The sequence below is a fragment of the Hornefia porci genome, from assembly GCF_001940235.1.
Taxonomy (GTDB): domain Bacteria; phylum Bacillota; class Clostridia; order Peptostreptococcales; family Anaerovoracaceae; genus Aminicella; species Aminicella porci.
On sequence record NZ_MJIE01000001.1, the window covers coordinates 2,251,223 to 2,268,991 of the forward strand.

Sequence of the window (17,769 nt, forward strand, 5' to 3'; positions counted from 1 at the left end):
GGGAGGGAAAACTGATGTATCTTGAAATGAATCACATCTTCAAATCCTTTGGAGATGGGGAGAATCGCACGGAGGTTCTGCATGACATTACCTGCGGCGTTGAGGAGGGCGATATCTGTGTGCTTCTGGGGCCTTCCGGGTCCGGAAAGTCCACACTGCTGAACATTCTGGGAGGCATTGAAACTGTGGACAGCGGTTCAGTCTGTATCGGAGGAGACGAGCTCATCGGGCTGGACGAGAAAGGCCTGTCGCGCTACCGGCGCAGGCATCTGGGCTATGTGTTCCAGGCATACAATCTGATTCCGAATCTGACTGTGAGAGAGAATATCGAGGTGGGGGCGTATCTGAGCGATCGTCCCCTTTCTGTGGATGAGCTGCTGCGGGTTCTCGGCCTGTGGGAGCACAGGAACAAAAAACCCAATCAGCTCTCCGGAGGACAGCAGCAGCGTACAGCCATCGGGCGCGCGGTGGTAAAAAAGCCGGACGTGCTTTTGTGCGATGAGCCTACGGGCGCCCTGGATTACAAAACCTCCGGGGAAATTCTGAAGCTGATCGAGGACGTCAACGAGATGTACGCGACTACCGTGATTCTGGTGACGCATAACGATGCACTGCGAAGGATGGCGGATCAGGTTCTGCGTCTGCGCGACGGAAGGATCCTGGAGAACACGCGCAACGCGGTGAAAACCGGGGCCGCGGATCTGGAGTGGTAACAGCCGCCGCAGATGCGGGACGATAACAGATGTTGAGGCTCTGAGCCAGTAACGGCTGCCGCGAACCCGGAATGATAAGGACTGAGGAGACAGCATGAAAAATCCGTTGAGAAAAAGGATCGGAAGAGAGTTGAGGGAGGAAGCGGGCAAGTATATTGCTCTTTTCCTGTTTTTGTCGATGACGATCGCGATTGTTTCCGGCTTTCTGGTCGCTGACGACAGTATGCGCTATGCCTACGAAGAGAGTTTTCAGAAGTATAATGTCGAGGACGGTCATTTTGAGATGAAGGAGAAGGCGGACGCGTCACTGCTCCGGGCGGTGGAGCGCCGCGGCGTCAGGGTGTATCCTTTGTACTACAAAGAAGAGTCGATGAGGAGCGGACGCACGCTCCGGGTGTTTAAGACTCGTACAAAGATAAACGGGCAGGATCTGCTGCGCGGCAGGATGCCGGCCACGTCGCGGGAAATCGCGCTGGACCGGCTCTTTGCAGTGAATAATGATATTGATGTCGGGGATACTGTTGAGGCAGGCGGACGTTCCTTCCGTGTCAGCGGATATGTGGCTCTGTCGGATTACAGCGCGATGTTTCAGAATAACGGGGACACGATGTTCGACGCGACGCATTTCGGGGTTGCGGTGGCGACGCCGAAAGGGTTTCAGCGGCTCGGGTCATCGCAGTTTCATTATCAGTATGCCTGGAAGAACAAAGACAGCAGTCTGACTGAGAAGCAGCAGAACAAACTGACGGATCGCATCGGGCGGACTCTGGTAAAGCACGGTGATGTGGAGAATCTGGTGCAGAGAGGTGATAATCAGGCGATTAATTTTACCGGCAACGACATGGGCGGAGACCGCAGTATGTTTATCACGTTTCTGTATATCATCATCGTGGTCATGGGCTTTATCTTCGGCGTCACAACCAGGACGACGCTGGAACGGGAGGCCGGAGCCGTCGGTACGCTTCGGGCGTCCGGATACACGCGGGGGGAGATGCTGCGACATTATCTTGCACTGCCGGCGACAGTGACACTGGCGGCCGCACTGGCGGGGAATCTTCTCGGCTACACGGTGATAAAGGGCTACATAGCGGACCTGTACTACAACAGTTATTCTCTGACGTCGTACCATACGCTGTGGAGCGGGACCGCCTTCCTCCTGACCACAGTGATTCCCTGCATCCTGATCACGATTATCGACGCCCTCGTGCTGCATCGGACATTCCGGATCGGGCCGCTGCAGTTTCTGCGCCGTGACCTGCATCGCAATGTGCGCCGCGACGGACACCGTGGCCCGCGCCATAACTTGGGCCGAGGCGGGGACCGCGACCTGCGGCAGGACGAGTACCGCGGCGAATATTGCAACGGGCGCCGCGACCTGAGCCGCGATGACCGTTCGCTGCGACTGCCGTTCCTCTCCCGTTTTCGTCTCCGAATCATTCTGCAGAATCGCACGGCATATCTGATCATGGCAGTTGGTATTTTTTTCGCCAGTGTTCTGCTTTTGTTCGGTCTGATGCTGCAGCCGCTGATTTTCCATTACAGCAGTCTGGTTGACAAATCCCAGATTGCCCGCTATCAGTATGTACTGAAGGCACCCGTTCCGGTCCGTACGCACAATGCGGAGAAATATGCACTGAAGTCTCTGAAGGTTAACGAAAAGGATGAAATCAGTGTTTACGGAATTCGCTATGGTTCTATCTATCTGGATTTGGAACTGCCGGAGAGGGACAGCGAGGTGATTGCCTCCAGCGGCTACATGGAGAAATATGGCCTGAAGACCGGAGACCGGATTGCGCTTCGGGAAAAATACAGCGGCAAGAAATACAGTTTCCGCATTGTCGGGGAATATGATTACGATATCGGTTTCGCACTGTTCATGTCGCGGCCTGCATTTGAAGCAACTTTTCAGGAATACGGCGGATATTTCAACGGTTATTTCTCCGACCTGAAGATCCGCGACCTGAAGGACAAATATGTTTCGACGGTGATTACGGAATCTGACCTGAAAAAGGTTTCTAACCAGATGGAGGATTCTATGGGCAGGATATTTGATGTCATCACCGGGTTTTCGGTGCTTCTGTATATGCTGATTATTTATCTTCTGGCGCAGCTGATTGTGAACAAAAACAGTGACGCGATTTCCATGATTAAAATTCTGGGATATTCGGATGAAGAGGTTGCGAAGCTGTACAATCGCGCTACCGGAATTATCGTAGTGCTGGCGCTGGTTTTCAGTACATTCTTCAGTACTCTGCTGCTCCGGGCGTTGTGGAAATCATTTCTTCTCAGCATGACAGGCTGGATCCCGTTCTACATTCCACTCCGCGTCTATCCGGAAATGGTGGCGATCGGCCTGGCGGCGTATTTCCTGATACAAAAAATCCTGATGCTTCGAATACGAAAAATCCCCATGGCCCGGGCCTTGAAGAATATGGACTGAAGTCGGCCGGCTGACTTTCGCACGGGCTGCGGCACCTGCGCAGGTGTTGTATTTGCGACCGGCCGTCCGACTCCCCACGCGACCAACAGCACTCGCGACTGACCGGCCGACTCCCCGCAACCGGCCGCAAACTCTAATATCTGTCATTCCCCAGTCTGCAATACCTGGCGGTATGATTCGACTTGGTCGGAGCTGATACCTCGCATCGTAAATTGACGATAACAAAGCCTCTTTAAAGCTCATCGGTCGGAAAATCTGCCACATTTCTCGAAAAAAACCAAAAATGTGGCAGAATTAAGTCCAGAATACAATGAATATTTCGTGTTTACTATGTATAAATGTACTAAAAGTGCAATTTACATGTCTCGTGTGCACTGCGACTTTACAAAATCAGGTACGAATGACTTAATTTAGATACTCTAATTACACGGCATATGTTATACATAGTAAAAAACCTCGAAAATCTGCCACATTTCTCGAAAAAAATCAAAAATGTGGCAACCTCGTCTGCTGTCTAACTCGAAACGGCCATAATATGAACATATAGTTCAAATTATCCCGAATGCGACAATGAATCAGTTTGGTTTTTGCAATAGGAAACGGCGGCCCATCCATCGGATCACCGCCGTATTCCTTTATGTTGAAGTTTGTTATGCATTGGCTTTGTTTTTTAGTACAAAGGCATCCGATTGGCTCGCTCGCCAACATGCTCGGCGCTCGTCGGCATCGCCAGTCTTCGCGCCTGCTGCTCGTTGTGTGCGCTCGATCGTTGCTCGCTCGCCAACCCGCGCCGTTCGCCAGTCTTCGCGCCCGCTGCTCGTTGTGTGCGCTCGCTCGGCGCTCGTCGACGTTGCCCGCTCGCCAACTCGTCGACGTCGCTCGCTCATGTTACTCGGGCGCCGTCTATTTCAGCGCTTCGCCGATTCCTTCGCTGAAGGTCGGGTGGGGGTAGATGGTTTTCGCCATGTCCTCCAGGGTCAGGCCGCTGACGATGGCCTGGGAGAACTGGCTGATCATGTCCGTTGCCCGGGCGCACATCATCTGGGCGCCGAGAATTTTGTGGGTGCCGGCGTCCGCGATGACCTTGATGAAGCCGCGCTTCTGAAGTGACAGGATAGACTTTCCGTTGCCGCCCATCGGGTATTTCTGGGAGACGATTTCGATTCCCTGCGCCTTGGCGTGCTCCGCGCTGATGCCGACACTGGCGATTTCGGGATTGGTGTAGATACAGGAGGGGATCGTGTTCATGTCTACCGGCGGCTCCGCGCCGTTCATGGCGGCGACGGCAGAGCGTCCCTCGGCAGTTGCCACGTGGGCGAGCTGGATGCCGCCGATGACATCGCCGATGGCGTAAATGCCCGGAACAGAGGTCCGGAAGTGAGAATCAACCAGAATCCGGCCTTTTTCCATTTTCATCGTACGGATTTCCTTGGAGGATTCCTCGGAAAAGAGCCCCTCAGTGTAAGCTCTGCGGCCGATGGAAATCAGGATCAGATCCGCGGTGACCTCCATGGGCTTGTCCTTCTCCGTAAAACAGCAGACCATTCCGTCTTCGCTTTTCCGGATTTCCGTTACCGTAGACTTAGTGTGGACATCGATTCCCTTGACACGTTTCATCAGCATCTTCAGATTCTGGCCGATTTCCTTATCCATGTTGGCGATGATGCGGTCCAGAGCTTCTACAATCGTCACTTTGACGCCCAGAGAACTGAATACCGACGCGAATTCGCAGCCGATAACGCCTCCGCCCACGATGAGCAGGCTGTTCAGCGGCCGGTTCCATTCCAGCATCTGGTCGCTGGTTACCACGCCCTCCTGATCCGCGCCCGGAATCGGGGGAAGCGAGGGGACAGAGCCGGTGGCGATCATGATATTGGTGCCCTCCAGCTCCTCCGTTCCGCCATCCGTAAGTTCTACGCGGACGCGGCCTTTGTCGAGAACAGTTCCGGTACCGTTATAGACTGTGACCTTGTTTGTCTTCATCAGCATCGCGATACCGCCCCGGAGCTGATCCAGAACGGCGTTCTTACGTTCCTGTATTTTTTCCAGATCAAATCCGTCGCCGTCAGTGCCGGTCAGACCGAGCTCCTCACCGTGCGCTTTAATCTCGTGGTACAGCGCGGCGGTGTGGAGAAGCGTCTTTGTGGGAATGCACCCGCGGTTCAGGCAGGTTCCTCCCAGCTGGCGGTTTTCAATCAGCGCCACCTTCATTTTGTACGTCTTTGCCGCATCGATGGCGGCCTCGTAGCCTCCCGGTCCGGCGCCGATGATGATCAGATCGTATTTTTCCATAGCTATATTTTCTCCCTTATCAGGTCAGTGATATCTTTTTTCATGGCGCGGGCGATTTCCGCCGGCGCCGCATTCTCCGGGATCCTGACGGCCTCTATAGCGCCGGTCATGTCAGCCTCCGTGTAGCGGCAGCCCGTAAGAGCTTCCGCGAACAAAGAAACTGCCGCCTGATCCATGGCGTCCGAGTAGAAGTTTATCTCACGGATGACGCCGCCGTTCACATGAAGCTGAAGCTGAACATCGCCCCAGTCGAACCGGTCAGAGATTTCGTGCTCAAAGGGGATTTTTCGGCCGTACTTCCATTCCCAGGATTCGAACTTCTCCGTAAGCTTCTGAATTTCATTTTGTGGAAGAGACTCGTCCCTGAACTCTTCGCAGGGCAGACCGTAGACCTCCGCAAAGGCCGATATCAGCGCCTCCGTCATCATTTCCACCGTGATATCCGGGCGGAACTCGATCAGGCTGGCGACCCGGGAGCGTACAGAATCGACGCCTTTAGAGGCCAGCTTTTTTTTGTCCACGTTCAGGTACTTTGCCATGTCTGCGCCGTTCACATTCAGCATCAGCGTGCCGTGATGGTAGCACTGGTCGCCGACCCGCAGAAATGCATTGCCGGAGAATTTGCGTCCGTCGACAGTGATATCGTTGCGGCCGGTTCGCTCGGCGTTCATGCCCAGCTTCCTGACCGCCAGGAGGATGACCTCCAGCTGCCGGTTCAGATCGTAATCCCCGGCTTTCACACAGAAAGTGAAGTTCAGATTTCCCAGATCGTGGAAAACCGCTCCGCCTCCGGAGAGGCGGCGGACCAGATATCCGCCGTCCTCCTCCAGCCGGCTGACTTTACATTCCTTCCAGCAGTTCTGATTCTTTCCGATTACGACCGTGTGTCTGTTCTGCCACAGATACAGGATGCATTCGCCGTCCTTCACATTCATGGTCAGATACTCTTCCATCGCCAGATTGCGATAGGGATAAGTATTTTCAGTGCGCATCCAGAGCAGTCTTCTGATCATAAATCAGTCCTCCCAGAGATAGCGCACGACCGGATGCCGGGCGGCTCCGACCTCGTCCGGTCGGCCGATGACCGTCGTATGGGGCGCGCTGTGCAGTGACTCCGGATCCGATTCCGCGGTTTCATAAAGCCTGCGCAGAACCTCGATGGCCTCGTCCAGAACCTCCCGCGGCTCCGTCTCCGTAGGCTCGACCATCAGCGCCTCGTGCACGATCAGCGGGAAGTACATTGTCGGCGGATGGATGCCGTAATCCAGCAGACCCTTGGCGACGTCCAGCGCCGAGCAGCCCGTCCGGTGCTTCAGCTCCGACAGATCCATGACGAATTCATGCATGCAGGTGGTGTCATAAGCCATAGTGTACAGGTCATCCAGCTTCCTGCGCATGTAATTCGCGTTCAGCACGGCGTTCGAGGACGCCTCCGGAATGCCTTCCTTCCCGAGGAACAAAATATAGGTCAGCGCTCTGACGACCACGGAGAAGTTGCCGTGGAACTGCTTGACCGCGCCCACGGTTTTGTCGCCGACCGCGTAATGGTACATTCCGCTGTCGTCCACCGTAATCTGATAACCCGGCAGGAAGGGCTTCAGGAATTCCTTGCAGCCCACCGGACCGCTTCCCGGTCCGCCGCCGCCGTGAGGTGTGGAAAAGGTTTTGTGCAGGTTGATATGGACACAGTCGAAGCCCATGTCGCCCGGACGGACAAGTCCCATGACTGCGTTCAGATTCGCGCCGTCATAATAGCAGAGACCGCCCGCCTCGTGGACGATTCTGGTAATCTCCGTAATGTTTTTGTCGAAAAGCCCGACGGTGTTCGGATTGGTCAGCATCAGGCCCGCGGTATCTTCGCCGACCGCTGCCCGCAGAGCGTCCAGATCCACGCAGCCGTCCTCAGCGGAGGGGATGCTGACGATTTCGTAGCCGCACATGGCCGCGCTGGCGGGGTTGGTGCCGTGAGCAGAGTCCGGAACGATGATCTTGGTGCGCTTGCTGTCATTGCGGTCCGTATGGTACGCTTTAATCAGCAGCAGTCCTGTGAACTCGCCGTGAGCGCCGGCTGCCGGCTGCATCGTGAAGGCGTCCATTCCGGCGATTTCGCACAGGGAATCGGAAATGGTCTTGATGACCTCCATGCTGCCCTGTACCGTGTCCTCCCGCTGCAGAGGATGGACCCGGGTGAAACCCTTCAGCGCGGCGGCTTCCTCGTTGACCTTGGGGTTGTACTTCATCGTACAGGAGCCCAGCGGATAGAACCCGTCGTTCACGCCGTGCGTGCGCTTCGCAAGCTTGGTATAGTGACGGCTGATTTCATTCTCCGAAAGGTGAGGGAGATGAAGCCCGCTTCTGCGTTTCAGTTTCTCCGGAACAGCCGTCTCCGGAACGTCGCATTCCGGAAGAAGGGACAGCTTTCTGCCTTCCGAACCGATTTCGAATATCAGTTTCATGCGTGCGCCTCCTTTCCTTCCATGACGGCCTTCGCGATGGCGACGACGTCGTCCATATCCTTCTTTGTATTCATCTCTGTAGCACACCAGAGGACCGCGTTCTCCGTGATGGGAAGACCTCCCAGAATCCCGTGGTTCTCCAGCGCCTTCATGAGCTTCTGTGAACCGCAGGGGCAGTCCGTGATGAACTCGTTGAAGAAGTCCTGACGGTACAGAGGACGGAAGCCCGCGCTTTCCAGCTGCTCAGCCAGATAGTGCGCCTTCGACATGCTCTGTGTGGCGACCGCCCGCATGCCGTCCTTACCCATCGCAGCCATATAGACAGAGGCGATGAGCGTGCAGAGATCCTGGTTTGAGCAGATGTTGGAGCTCGCCTTTTCCCGGCGGATGTGCTGCTCTCTGGCCTGGAGGGTGAGTACAAAGGCACGTTCGCCCTTGTCATCAGTCGTCTCACCGACGATGCGCCCCGGAAGCTTTCTCATCATCTTCGAGCCGGTGGCCATGAAGCCCACATACGGTCCGCCGTATGCGATCGGCATACCCAGCGGCTGTCCGTCGCCGACGGCGATGTCTGCGCCTGCTTCCGCCGGGGACTGGATGATGGCCAGAGAAATGGGGTTCACTCCCATGACCAGCTTGGCTCCGGCCGCGTGAGTAATCTCCGCGATTTTCTCGGCATCTTCAAAATTCCCGTAGAAGTTCGGCTGCTGAATGTAGACACACGCCGCTGCGGGGTCCTCCTTCAGCAGAGCTTCCAGCTCTTCCATGTCCGTCAGGCCGTCCCGCGCCGGAACCTCCACAAGTCTGGTGCCGCTGCCGAAGCAGTAGGTCTTCATCACCTGGATGACTCCGGGGTGCGCGGCCTCGGAGACATAGGCGGTCTTGCGCTTTCTGTCCTGGCACATCGGGATGGATTCCGCGGCAGCCGTCGCGCCGTCATAGTGGGACGCATTGGCCACGTCCATTCCCGTCAGCTCGCAGATCATGGTCTGGAACTCGAAAATCGACTGAAGGATTCCCTGGCTGATTTCCGCCTGGTACGGCGTGTATGTTGTGACGAATTCTTCTTTCGTGGACACGCTCTTCACGATGGCGGGGATATAGTGATTGTATGCGCCCGCGCCGCGGAAGATGCTCCTGAACACCGTATTCTTGTCCGCGATTTCCTCCATTTTCCGGAGGACCTCCATCTCGCTGAGCCCGGAGGGAATGTTCAGCGGCCGTTTCAGCCGGTTTTCCTCCGGAATACAGGAGAACATATCCTCGAAGTCGGAGTAGCCGGCCTCCTTCAGCATGGCCTCCTGTTCGGCTTTCGTATTCGGTACATATGAACCCATAGTTCTCTCCTTTGTTACTCTTCACTGAGGGTGCTCACGTATTCTTTGTAAGCGGCCTCGTCCAGGAGCTCTTCTTTGTCACTGATGTTCTCCACACGGATCATCCACGCCTCATAGGGCTCTTCATTGATGTTTCCCGGAGCATCCAGCAGTTCCTCGTTGATCTCCGCCACGGTGCCTGTGACCGGAGAATAGACATCGGAAACCGCTTTAACAGACTCGACGTCCGCAAAGGGAGTGCCAGCCTCGACGTCATCGCCCTCTTCCGGAAGGTTGACGAATACCAGCTCGCCCAGCTCGCTCTGCGCGTAGTCCGTCAGTCCGACCGTCGCGGTCGTGTCGTCGATCATGTTTACCCACTCGTGTGATTTAGAATAAAGAAGTGCCATTTTAAATACCTCCGATTTTACTTATGAATTATTATGATTTCCTGTAACTGATTCGTCTGCGGCTTTACGGAACGGCGGACCGTCCGGCCGCATTCTACTGTTCTCTTTTGTAAAACTGTGATTTCACCATCTTCGCCTTCACCATGCGGCCTCTCACCTCGACCTCGACCTCCTCGCCGAGCTCCCGTGCGTCCGCGTCGATCAGTGCACAGGCGACAGCCTTTTTAATGTAGGGGCACATGGTGCCGGATGTGGTGACTCCGATCTTCTTTCCGTCGCGGTATACGTTCATATGCTCGCGGATGATGCCGCGGCCGACGACCTCCAGACCGACCTTCTTGCGGGCGGGGGGCGTCTTGGCTTCGATGGCGGTCTTGCCGATGAAGTCCGGTTTGTCCATCTTCACAAAGATGCTCAGCAGCGCCTCCTTCGGCGTAATCGTATCGTCCATCTCGTGGCCGTACAAAGGCATGCCCGCCTCAAGCCGCAGGGTGTCTCTGGCGCCCAGGCCGCAGGGGATAAGACCTTCGTCCTTTCCGGCTTCCATCAGCGCCTCCCAGATTTCCGGCGCCTTCTCCATCGGCATGTAGATTTCCACGCCGTCCTCACCGGTGTAGCCGGTGGTGGAGATCATCACCTTTGTTCCGCACATGTCCTGATCAAAAGTGCAGGCATAGTATTCCTGCGGAACTGCATCCCCGGAAACCAGCTTCAGCAGAATCTTTCTGGCGAGGGGGCCCTGCAGCGCGATCTGACCGACCGTGTCGGAAATGTCCTCGAATGTGACGTCGCCGGACTGATGGGCTTTCACCCAGCTGAAGTCTTTGTCCTTGTTGGCTGCATTGACGACCATCAGATACTCCTCGTCGTTCTTTTTGTACACGATGAGGTCGTCGACGACGCCGCCTTCCTCATTGCACATCGGGCTGTAACGCGCCTGTCCGTCCGCCATTCCGGCGTAGTCGTTCGTAAGCAGCATGTTCAGGTTCGCCAGGGCATCCGGACCCTTGCACACGATCTCTCCCATATGAGATACGTCGAACATTCCCGCCTTCGTTCTGACCGCCATGTGTTCGCTGATCACGCCGGCCTTGTACTGAACCGGCATTTCCCATCCGGCGAACGGTACCATCTTCCCTCCGTATTTGACGTGCGTGTCGTACAGAGAGGTTCTCTTGAGTTTTTCTTCTGACATGTAATACCTCCTATGCTGTCAGCAGTGTCCGTTGGCGTCGCAGTGTGCAGTTATTAAAAAAGACACGCGAACTCACCTGTTCGTGTGCCCTGTCCGTTTACCTGAAAGATTGTCCCTCTTCGGTGCGCTACGCTCTCCAGGGGTCCGTCCGGATACAGTCCTTTTGCCTGAGAGTTTGCCCACGACGCCCCTTCGGCTCTGCTAACTGGTGCAGCATCTCCCGCATCCATCATTCGGAATAATAATCACCTATATTTTAGCATAGACAAAAAACGCGGTCAACAAATCAGAAACAAATAATTGTATTTTTCTGATAAACAAAGAACCGCCCGGGCCCGTGCGGGCGCGCCTGTCACACCGGCAAAGGCCGGGCCGGCGCAGGTTCGGAACCGGCCGGCACACGGGCGGCGCGGGCAGCTGAGGGGCCCGGCTTCGGCAGTCCCTGATCTTCGGCCGACGCGCCGGCGCTCACAGGGTCGCGTTTTCTGCAAGGTACTGCAGTCCGGCAGGAGTGATGGTCGCTCCGCGCCGGCCTTTGTGGATCTCGATGAATCCGCGCTGGTTCAGGTGCGCCAGCCGTTTGCGCAGCTGGATGTCGCTGACTGTGATGTGACCGGATTCCAGCAGATACTGAATCCGCGTCCGTCCGATTCCGCGTCCCACGGCGTTGGAATCGCTGATGATCCGCAGAATGGCGATATCGATCCGGGCCTGGGAGGGGAGTCCCTGCGGATCCTCCCGGACGCCGGCGTCCTCAGAAACTGTTTCCGGAAGAGTATGGAAGGTTTTGAAATACAGCGCGCAGTTCTCCAGCTCCCTGACATTGCCCGGCCAGCTGTGGCGCTGCATTTTTTCATACATCGCCTGAGTGGGAAGCGGACGGCTGTTTTCCAGAAAATAGTCAAACAGCGGGCGGATATCGGCCTTTCGCCTGCGCAGCGGCGGAATTGTGATCTGCATGACGTTCAGCCGGTAATAAAGGTCGTCGCGGAATTCGCCGCTTTGTACCTTCTCCGGAAGGTTGCGGTTTGTCGCAGCCACGACGCGGACGTCAATGTCGATTACCTGACTGCCGCCGACCCGCATAATCTGCTTCTCCTGAAGAACCCGCAGCAGGGAGGCCTGCATCTGAGGCCGGATATCGCCGATCTCATCCAGAAAGATGGTTCCGCCCCGGGCCCGCTCAAAAAGACCGGCCCGCCCGTGCTTCCGCGCGCCGGTGAACGCGCCCTCCTCATATCCGAAAAGCTCGGATTCCAGCAGACTTTCCGGAATGGAGGCGCAGTTCACGCCAAGAAAAGGCCGGTCCTTCCGGCCGGAGGCGTTGTGAATCGCCTGGGCAAAAATCTCTTTGCCCACGCCGCTCTCGCCGAGAATCAGTACGGTGTGGTCTGTGCCTGCGACGATCTGCGCCCGCCTGACGGTACGCTTCATCACTTCAGAGGTGTACATGATGTCGCTGAAGCGGTACCGCGCCACGAGCCCGCTTTTTTTCAGCGCGTTGGAAAGCACAGTTTCGCTGTTAACGATGGACATTTCGTCCCGCATGTTGACGGTGAACCCGATGCTGCGCTCCGCGCTGAGAAAACTCTTCTTATCCAGCGTATAGTGGGTCTCATTCAGTGTACAGGCGGCCTTCAGAATATTGTCTGCCGAATACAGCAGTGTCAGCAGTTCTTCCGGAATATGCTCCCGGAGCAGAATGCGGCGGTCATGGCGGAATCCGAACAGGCTCGCGGCTTTCTGATTGAAGAAGACCACTTCGCCGGCATCGTTGACAGCGAACGTCACATCCTCCGAATAATACAGATATTCGTCCAGAAGCTTCTCGCGGAGAAAGCGGTTCAGGTAATTCGCCGCAGAAGTCCTGGCAGGTTCAATGATCTTCATGCCGTAGTCGACGAGTCTGGAGGTAATCTCCGGATCATTCGCGCCGAGAAGCCGTTCAATCTCCATCATGGTTTCAAAACTGATTTCCCGGTATCCGCAGTCGATGACATGAGGGATATGAGACGGTACAAGGGCCGGTTCTGCGGGGGTGATGGCATATCTGACGCCGTCGTGGCCGTCCGGATTTTCCGGGTCGAAGAGGGTGAAGCGCACATGGTCCACGCCCAGTCCGTACAGCATGACTGCGGTCTCCTCTGCGGTGTCCCGCGTGTCGTTGACAATGAGTACCTCGCTGCCCGGCGGGATCGCCCGTATTTCGCCCAGACTGCTCCGGAGAATGCTCCGGTCCATGAACACGACGTTGTGCATGGAGACGGCGTGCTCCCGCAGATCGAAAATCAGCCGTCTGTCAGAGAGAAGATAGACGTCCGCATCGACCTGCTCTCCGGGCTTCAGCCGGCTGATATAGATTCCCCGAAGCTCCGCGGAATCGCGGAAGACGCTGTGAATTACGGCTTCCAGATGCTGCATCACAAGGCTGTTTTCTTCGTTTCGGTATACAATACTGATTCGTTTCATAGCTGAGTTCTCCTGACAAAAGAAAATACCGGGGGTTTTATTCCCCGGGTATTATTTTATCCTGTTTATATCCTGATTTCAATTATATTTCATACCCCGTCGGGAACACCGGCGTATCCGGCGGAGGACTGCGCTTCGCATCGGTCGCCCGGTTCGCGGTTCTGTCGCCGGCTGCCGCGCTGCGATGCTCGTCCGGACCGCAGTACTGTCACCGGCTGCCGTGCTGCGATGCTCGTCCGGTCAGCGCTTCTGTCGCCGGCTTTCGTGCTGCGACGTTCATCCGCCCCCGTCCTTATTCCGCTGCGGCGACCATTTCGCGAATGCTCCGCATGTCAAAGCCGGTGAGCTCCTCTATAAATTCATAGCAGGCTTCCAGTCCGTTAAAGCTGTTGGTATGAATCACGACGCCGTCCTTTGTTGCCGGATCCAGAATCACAAAGGCTTTGAAGCCGTCGTTGTCGCCCCAGTGCCAGAGCGTCTCGCGGCACAGCCCCCAGCCCAGGCCCCAGGAGACGCCCTCCGTAACCGGGTTCCGGAAGGAACGGATGCGCTCGACAGTTTCAGGCTCGCGGAGAAGCTGCAGAGCGAATTTCGTGTAATCGGATATCGTCACGCAGAGGCTGAAGGCCGCGTTGGGTTCGACGGCCACGGTTCTGCGGCAGGAGCCGCGGAGAGGTTCGATGACTCCGTCAGCGTCGAAGGTTCTGGACAGCGTCCGGTTGAGCGGCCCGGTCCAGATCATGGCGGCATCCTTCATTCCCAGCGGATTGAAGATTTCATCCTGAAGAAGCACATCAATCCGGGAGCCGGTGATTTTTTCAACGACATTCTGAAGAAATGTATAGGCCTTGCCGGAGTATCCGAAACCGGTTCCCGGCGCGAAAAGCAGGGGGAGAGGCGCGTCGCCCCAGTTCGGCAGGCCGGTGGCGTGAGTCAGCACATCCCGTGCGGTGACGTCGCGGAACGCGGGATCGTCTGTCGGCAGGGGTTCATCCGAATATTCCAGGAGGGGTCTGTCGAGACGCAGGAGCCCGCGATCCTCCAGCTTCAGTATACAGCGGGCGAATACAGTCTTGGTCAGAGATGCGATTTCAAAATGAGTAGATGCGTCTACGAGACGGTTCTCCTCCGGATCCGCAGCGCCGCAGAATCCGATGTGCGCAGGCTCTCCGCCGCGTATGAGGGCGAACGCCGCGCCCGCAACCCGATGCTTTTTCATCGATTCCGCAAGGAACATTTCCGGCGGATTTCCTTTGTCAGATAGTATGTTCAACAGTTATCTCCTCCTTATGATGCGCCCGGCTCTGGCTCCGGTATGAACTCCGTCTGAGGCGCTGAGAACGCCGTTGACAAAGACTGCGCGAATGCCTTCGCAGGGCTGTCCGGGATTGAAGTAGTCCGGCGTGTCCTCAATTTTGTCGTAATCGAAGAGGACCAGATCCGCATGCATCCCTTCTGCGATTTTTCCGCGGTCAGCGAGCCCGATTCTTTCGGCGGGCGCTCCTGTCATCTTCCGGACGGCCTGCTCCAGTGAAATCACGCCGCGTTTCCGCACATAACGGGAGATGATCCGCGGGAAGGTGCCGTAGATTCTGGGGTGGGGGACGCCGGGAAAATCGAGGGGCTCCGCTTCGCCGTCAGAACCCGTCATTCCGAAATCCTGTGACAGGATGTATTCGATGTCCTCCTCGCACATTCCGAAATTCACTTCGTTTGCCTGGAAATCTGAGGAAAGCACGATATCGAAGCACGCGTCCGCAGGGTCTTTTCCGGTCATCGCCGCGATCTCTGCGATGGAGTGGCCGACAAAGTCTTTGTTCGGGGCGCCTTCCGCGCGGGAGACAAAGATTTTGTCCCATCTGCCGGCGTGGCTTTCGTTGGCCTCATCGCGAAGGGCGGCTCTCTCCCGCGGGTCGAGCAGCCGTCTTCGGAGCTGCTCCTTTCCGCCCTCAAAGGCGTGTTCGGGAATATTGGTTTCCAGACCGGAGGCGGAAGCGGTATAGGGGTACTGGTCGAAGGCAATATCCAGTCCGCGGTCTCTCGCATCCGCGATGAGTTCCACCGCTTCCCGTACCGCGGTATGCCAGCACTCCTGACGGATTTCTTTCAGGTGAGAAATTTCGACCTTCACGCCGGTCCTCTCGGCCAGACGGATGACCTCCCGGACAGAATCTGTCAGCTGAAGCCCTTCGTTCCGCATGTGTGTCGTGTAGATTCCCCCGTACGGCAGGAGGACAGTACACAGCTCTTCCAGCTCCTCGCTCCGGGCGTAGGAACCCGGCGGATAGATGAGCCCGGAGGACATTCCGAAGGAGCCGTCCTGAAGGGTCTCCTCCAGCAGCCGTTTCATCGCGCTCATCTCCTCCCGTTCAGGTTTTCCCCTGCGAAAGCCCATGACAGAGAGCCGGAGGTTGCCGTGACCGGTGAGGAAGGCCATGTTCGTACTGTGCGTTTCTTCCTCGAGCAGTGACAGGAACCCGTTCAGATCAGAATACGGCAGCGGGTCATTTTTGTCAACATATTCGCTGAGGTAATACCGGAAGTCGTCCTTCCTGTCCCCACGGATGGGGAAGGCGGACATTCCGCAGTTGCCGCACAGCTCCGTTGTGATGCCCTGAAGGATCCGGCTGTCCGCAGCCGGAACGCGGAGCGCCGTGAGATCGCTGTGGGTGTGGATATCAACAAAACCGGGCGCCAGATAAAGCCCGGTTCCGTCTATGACCCTGCCTGCCCGGAGCTCCCGGCTGCCGCCGGGAACCACGGCCGTGATCAGGTCGCCGCTGACGGCCGTGTCGCCGGCGAACGCCGGCGCTCCGGTGCCGTCGATAATAGATGCGTTTTTAATCAGAATATCATATTCCATATAAAACTCCTGTAGATTGTCCGGTCCGGGCGGCCCGCCGTGAACTGCCCGCTGCTAATTGCTCCGGCCCGGGCGGTCCGACGCGAATCACTTCAACACGGACTGTCCGCCGTGGAAGCCCTGTTACGAACGTTTTTCGTTGCGGGCTGTTTTTTTGTCGAAAATAAACCAGGTGATGACGCCGAGAACGGGAACGATCAGTCCGATCGCCGCGGTTTTCGGGTCTGACATCAGTGTGTTGATCATCAGCGCGAAGAAAATCACCACTGCGAGGATGACTGTGACCGGATAGCCCCATGCTTTGTACGGGCGCTCCATGTCCGGGAATTTCTTCCGATAGATGATGACCGCAATGATACAGAGCGTGTTGTATACCATGCCGGCGAATACCACCAGCGAGGTGAGCTGGTCGAGGTTCCGCAGCATCACGAGGATGATGGAAATCACGGCCTGCGAAATCAGCGCCACCTGCGGGACGCCTGCTTTGTTCAGTCTGGCGTGGTTCCGGAAGAAGTGCCCGTCTTCCGCCATTTCATAATAGTAGCGGGAGAAGGCGATGATCATTCCGTTCAGTGCACCGAAGATGGCGATGAGCTGGGTCGCAAGGATCAGACCGCCGCCCGCGCCGCCGAAAATGGTTTTCGCGACGGTGGTGCCGAGGTACAGATCGTCGTTATTAATCAGCGAAACGATTTGCTCGTGCGGAAGCACCCGGTAAATGGAGAAGTTGAAGAGTGTATACAGGACGGTAATGCTGCCGATGCCGATGATCAGAGCACGGGGCAGGTCTCTGCCCGGATTTTTCATTTCCTCGGCTACAGGGTTAAGGTTCGTCCAGCCCTCATAGGCCCACAGTGTCGCGACGGTCGCGAAAGCGATCATTCCGAACATTCCGCCGAAGGATATGTCCGACCCCTCCGGCACAATGGAGAGGTCCGGATGCTGTTTCCCGAGAACCAGGCCGGCGAACAGAATCACGATGATCGGGATCAGTTTGGCGACCATGGAAATGTTCTGCAGGATGGAACCGTATTTGATTCCCAGGCAGTTGTATGCGGTGAGGACGATGATGATCACTATGGCGATCAGCTTGATTGTCATCTCCGACATGTGCATAAAGTTATTCAGCGCGGTTACCAGAGCGATGGCCAGTGCCGCGATGGAACCGGAACCGCTTATCAGCCAGCTCGTAAAACCGAAGGAATAGCCGACAGACGGGTGGTAGGCTTTGTTCAGATAGACAACCATGCCGCCTGATTTGGGATCGCTGGCGCCCAGCTCCGCGAAGCACAGTCCGCCGAGAATGGAAACAACACCGCCGATGACCCAGCACAGCAGAGCCATTCCCATGCTCATATCCGTCCGCTGCAGGACATAAGAGCCGAGGTAGAAGATGCCGGAACCGATCATGATGCCTCCGATGATGCTGATGCCGCCGAAGGTTCCGATCTCTTTCCGGAAACCGTTATTCTGTGTAGTCATAGTGACCTCCTTGAATGGTGAAAATTTTTTAATCGCAGTGAAAATTGCGACATTTGCATAAAGAGCAATGATCGTGCCAAACAAAGGTCACTTTTCAGGGTGGTCAACAGTCCTTTTTCTGCCGTCGCTCCTG

General features: G+C 56.3%; 12 protein-coding genes and 1 riboswitch. Of the genes, 2 read left to right on the top strand and 10 right to left on the bottom strand.

The annotated features are described in order from the left end of the window. Positions 1–14 precede the first annotated feature (14 nt). Both BHK98_RS10460 and BHK98_RS10465 read left to right on the top strand, forming a co-directional pair. The gene (locus BHK98_RS10460; RefSeq protein WP_075714066.1) at positions 15–713 is read left to right on the top strand and encodes an ABC transporter ATP-binding protein; all 699 of its coding nucleotides are present in this window, start codon (positions 15–17) and stop codon (positions 711–713) included. Between the two features lie 94 nt (positions 714–807). Next, positions 808–3,153: an ABC transporter permease gene (locus BHK98_RS10465; protein WP_075714068.1), complete on the top strand. Its 2,346-nt coding sequence runs from the start codon at positions 808–810 to the stop codon at positions 3,151–3,153. 903 nt (positions 3,154–4,056) lie between these two features. Here BHK98_RS10465 and lpdA read toward each other — a convergent pair. The 10 genes from lpdA to BHK98_RS10515 form a co-directional block, all read right to left on the bottom strand. Then, complete coding sequence (gene lpdA / locus BHK98_RS10470) at positions 4,057–5,445, bottom strand: dihydrolipoyl dehydrogenase (RefSeq protein WP_075714070.1); 1,389 nt, start codon at positions 5,443–5,445, stop codon at positions 4,057–4,059. Positions 5,446–5,447: 2 nt separating this feature from the next. Then, positions 5,448–6,458 carry a lipoate--protein ligase gene (locus BHK98_RS10475; protein WP_075714072.1) on the bottom strand — a complete coding sequence of 337 codons (1,011 nt, stop codon included), beginning with the start codon at positions 6,456–6,458 and terminating at the stop codon, positions 5,448–5,450. Between the two features lie 3 nt (positions 6,459–6,461). Continuing rightward, on the bottom strand, positions 6,462–7,901 hold the full coding sequence (gene gcvPB, locus BHK98_RS10480; RefSeq protein ID WP_075714074.1) for an aminomethyl-transferring glycine dehydrogenase subunit GcvPB: 1,440 nt from the start codon (positions 7,899–7,901) through the stop codon (positions 6,462–6,464). Continuing rightward, a complete protein-coding gene (gene gcvPA / locus BHK98_RS10485; RefSeq protein ID WP_075714076.1) occupies positions 7,898–9,238 on the bottom strand; it encodes an aminomethyl-transferring glycine dehydrogenase subunit GcvPA in 1,341 nt (446 codons plus the stop codon). The genes gcvPB and gcvPA overlap by 4 nt, the downstream gene beginning before the upstream one ends. Before the next feature lie 14 nt (positions 9,239–9,252). Beyond that, positions 9,253–9,627, bottom strand: coding sequence for a glycine cleavage system protein GcvH (gene gcvH / locus BHK98_RS10490; protein ID WP_075714078.1), 375 nt, complete (start codon positions 9,625–9,627; stop codon positions 9,253–9,255). 94 nt (positions 9,628–9,721) lie between these two features. Further along, a complete protein-coding gene (gene gcvT / locus BHK98_RS10495; protein ID WP_075714080.1) occupies positions 9,722–10,822 on the bottom strand; it encodes a glycine cleavage system aminomethyltransferase GcvT in 1,101 nt (366 codons plus the stop codon). Between the two features lie 145 nt (positions 10,823–10,967). Beyond that, positions 10,968–11,055, bottom strand: a riboswitch (glycine riboswitch). A 235-nt stretch (positions 11,056–11,290) separates the two neighbouring features. Then, positions 11,291–13,291, bottom strand: a complete 2,001-nt coding sequence (locus BHK98_RS13955; RefSeq protein WP_075714082.1) for a sigma 54-interacting transcriptional regulator — start codon at positions 13,289–13,291, stop codon at positions 11,291–11,293. Positions 13,292–13,583: 292 nt separating this feature from the next. Then, entirely contained in the window at positions 13,584–14,564 is a 981-nt protein-coding gene (locus BHK98_RS10505) for a serine hydrolase domain-containing protein (protein WP_075714084.1), read from the bottom strand. Between the two features lie 3 nt (positions 14,565–14,567). Next, positions 14,568–16,154, bottom strand: a complete 1,587-nt coding sequence (locus tag BHK98_RS10510) for an N-acyl-D-amino-acid deacylase family protein (protein ID WP_083628241.1) — start codon at positions 16,152–16,154, stop codon at positions 14,568–14,570. 123 nt (positions 16,155–16,277) lie between these two features. Further along, complete coding sequence (locus BHK98_RS10515; protein ID WP_075714087.1) at positions 16,278–17,636, bottom strand: APC family permease; 1,359 nt, start codon at positions 17,634–17,636, stop codon at positions 16,278–16,280. Positions 17,637–17,769 lie beyond the last annotated feature (133 nt).

Bases quoted from the DNA above. Each gene is read 5' to 3' on its own strand.
- BHK98_RS10460 (WP_075714066.1), top strand. From the start codon at position 15: ATGTATCTTGAAATGAATCACATCTTCAAATCCTTTGGAGATGGGGAG.
- BHK98_RS10465 (WP_075714068.1), top strand. From the start codon at position 808: ATGAAAAATCCGTTGAGAAAAAGGATCGGAAGAGAGTTGAGGGAGGAA.
- lpdA (WP_075714070.1), bottom strand. From the start codon at position 5,445: ATGGAAAAATACGATCTGATCATCATCGGCGCCGGACCGGGAGGCTAC.
- BHK98_RS10475 (WP_075714072.1), bottom strand. From the start codon at position 6,458: ATGATCAGAAGACTGCTCTGGATGCGCACTGAAAATACTTATCCCTAT.
- gcvPB (WP_075714074.1), bottom strand. From the start codon at position 7,901: ATGAAACTGATATTCGAAATCGGTTCGGAAGGCAGAAAGCTGTCCCTT.
- gcvPA (WP_075714076.1), bottom strand. From the start codon at position 9,238: ATGGGTTCATATGTACCGAATACGAAAGCCGAACAGGAGGCCATGCTG.
- gcvH (WP_075714078.1), bottom strand. From the start codon at position 9,627: ATGGCACTTCTTTATTCTAAATCACACGAGTGGGTAAACATGATCGAC.
- gcvT (WP_075714080.1), bottom strand. From the start codon at position 10,822: ATGTCAGAAGAAAAACTCAAGAGAACCTCTCTGTACGACACGCACGTC.
- BHK98_RS13955 (WP_075714082.1), bottom strand. From the start codon at position 13,291: ATGAAACGAATCAGTATTGTATACCGAAACGAAGAAAACAGCCTTGTG.
- BHK98_RS10510 (WP_083628241.1), bottom strand. From the start codon at position 16,154: ATGGAATATGATATTCTGATTAAAAACGCATCTATTATCGACGGCACC.
- BHK98_RS10515 (WP_075714087.1), bottom strand. From the start codon at position 17,636: ATGACTACACAGAATAACGGTTTCCGGAAAGAGATCGGAACCTTCGGC.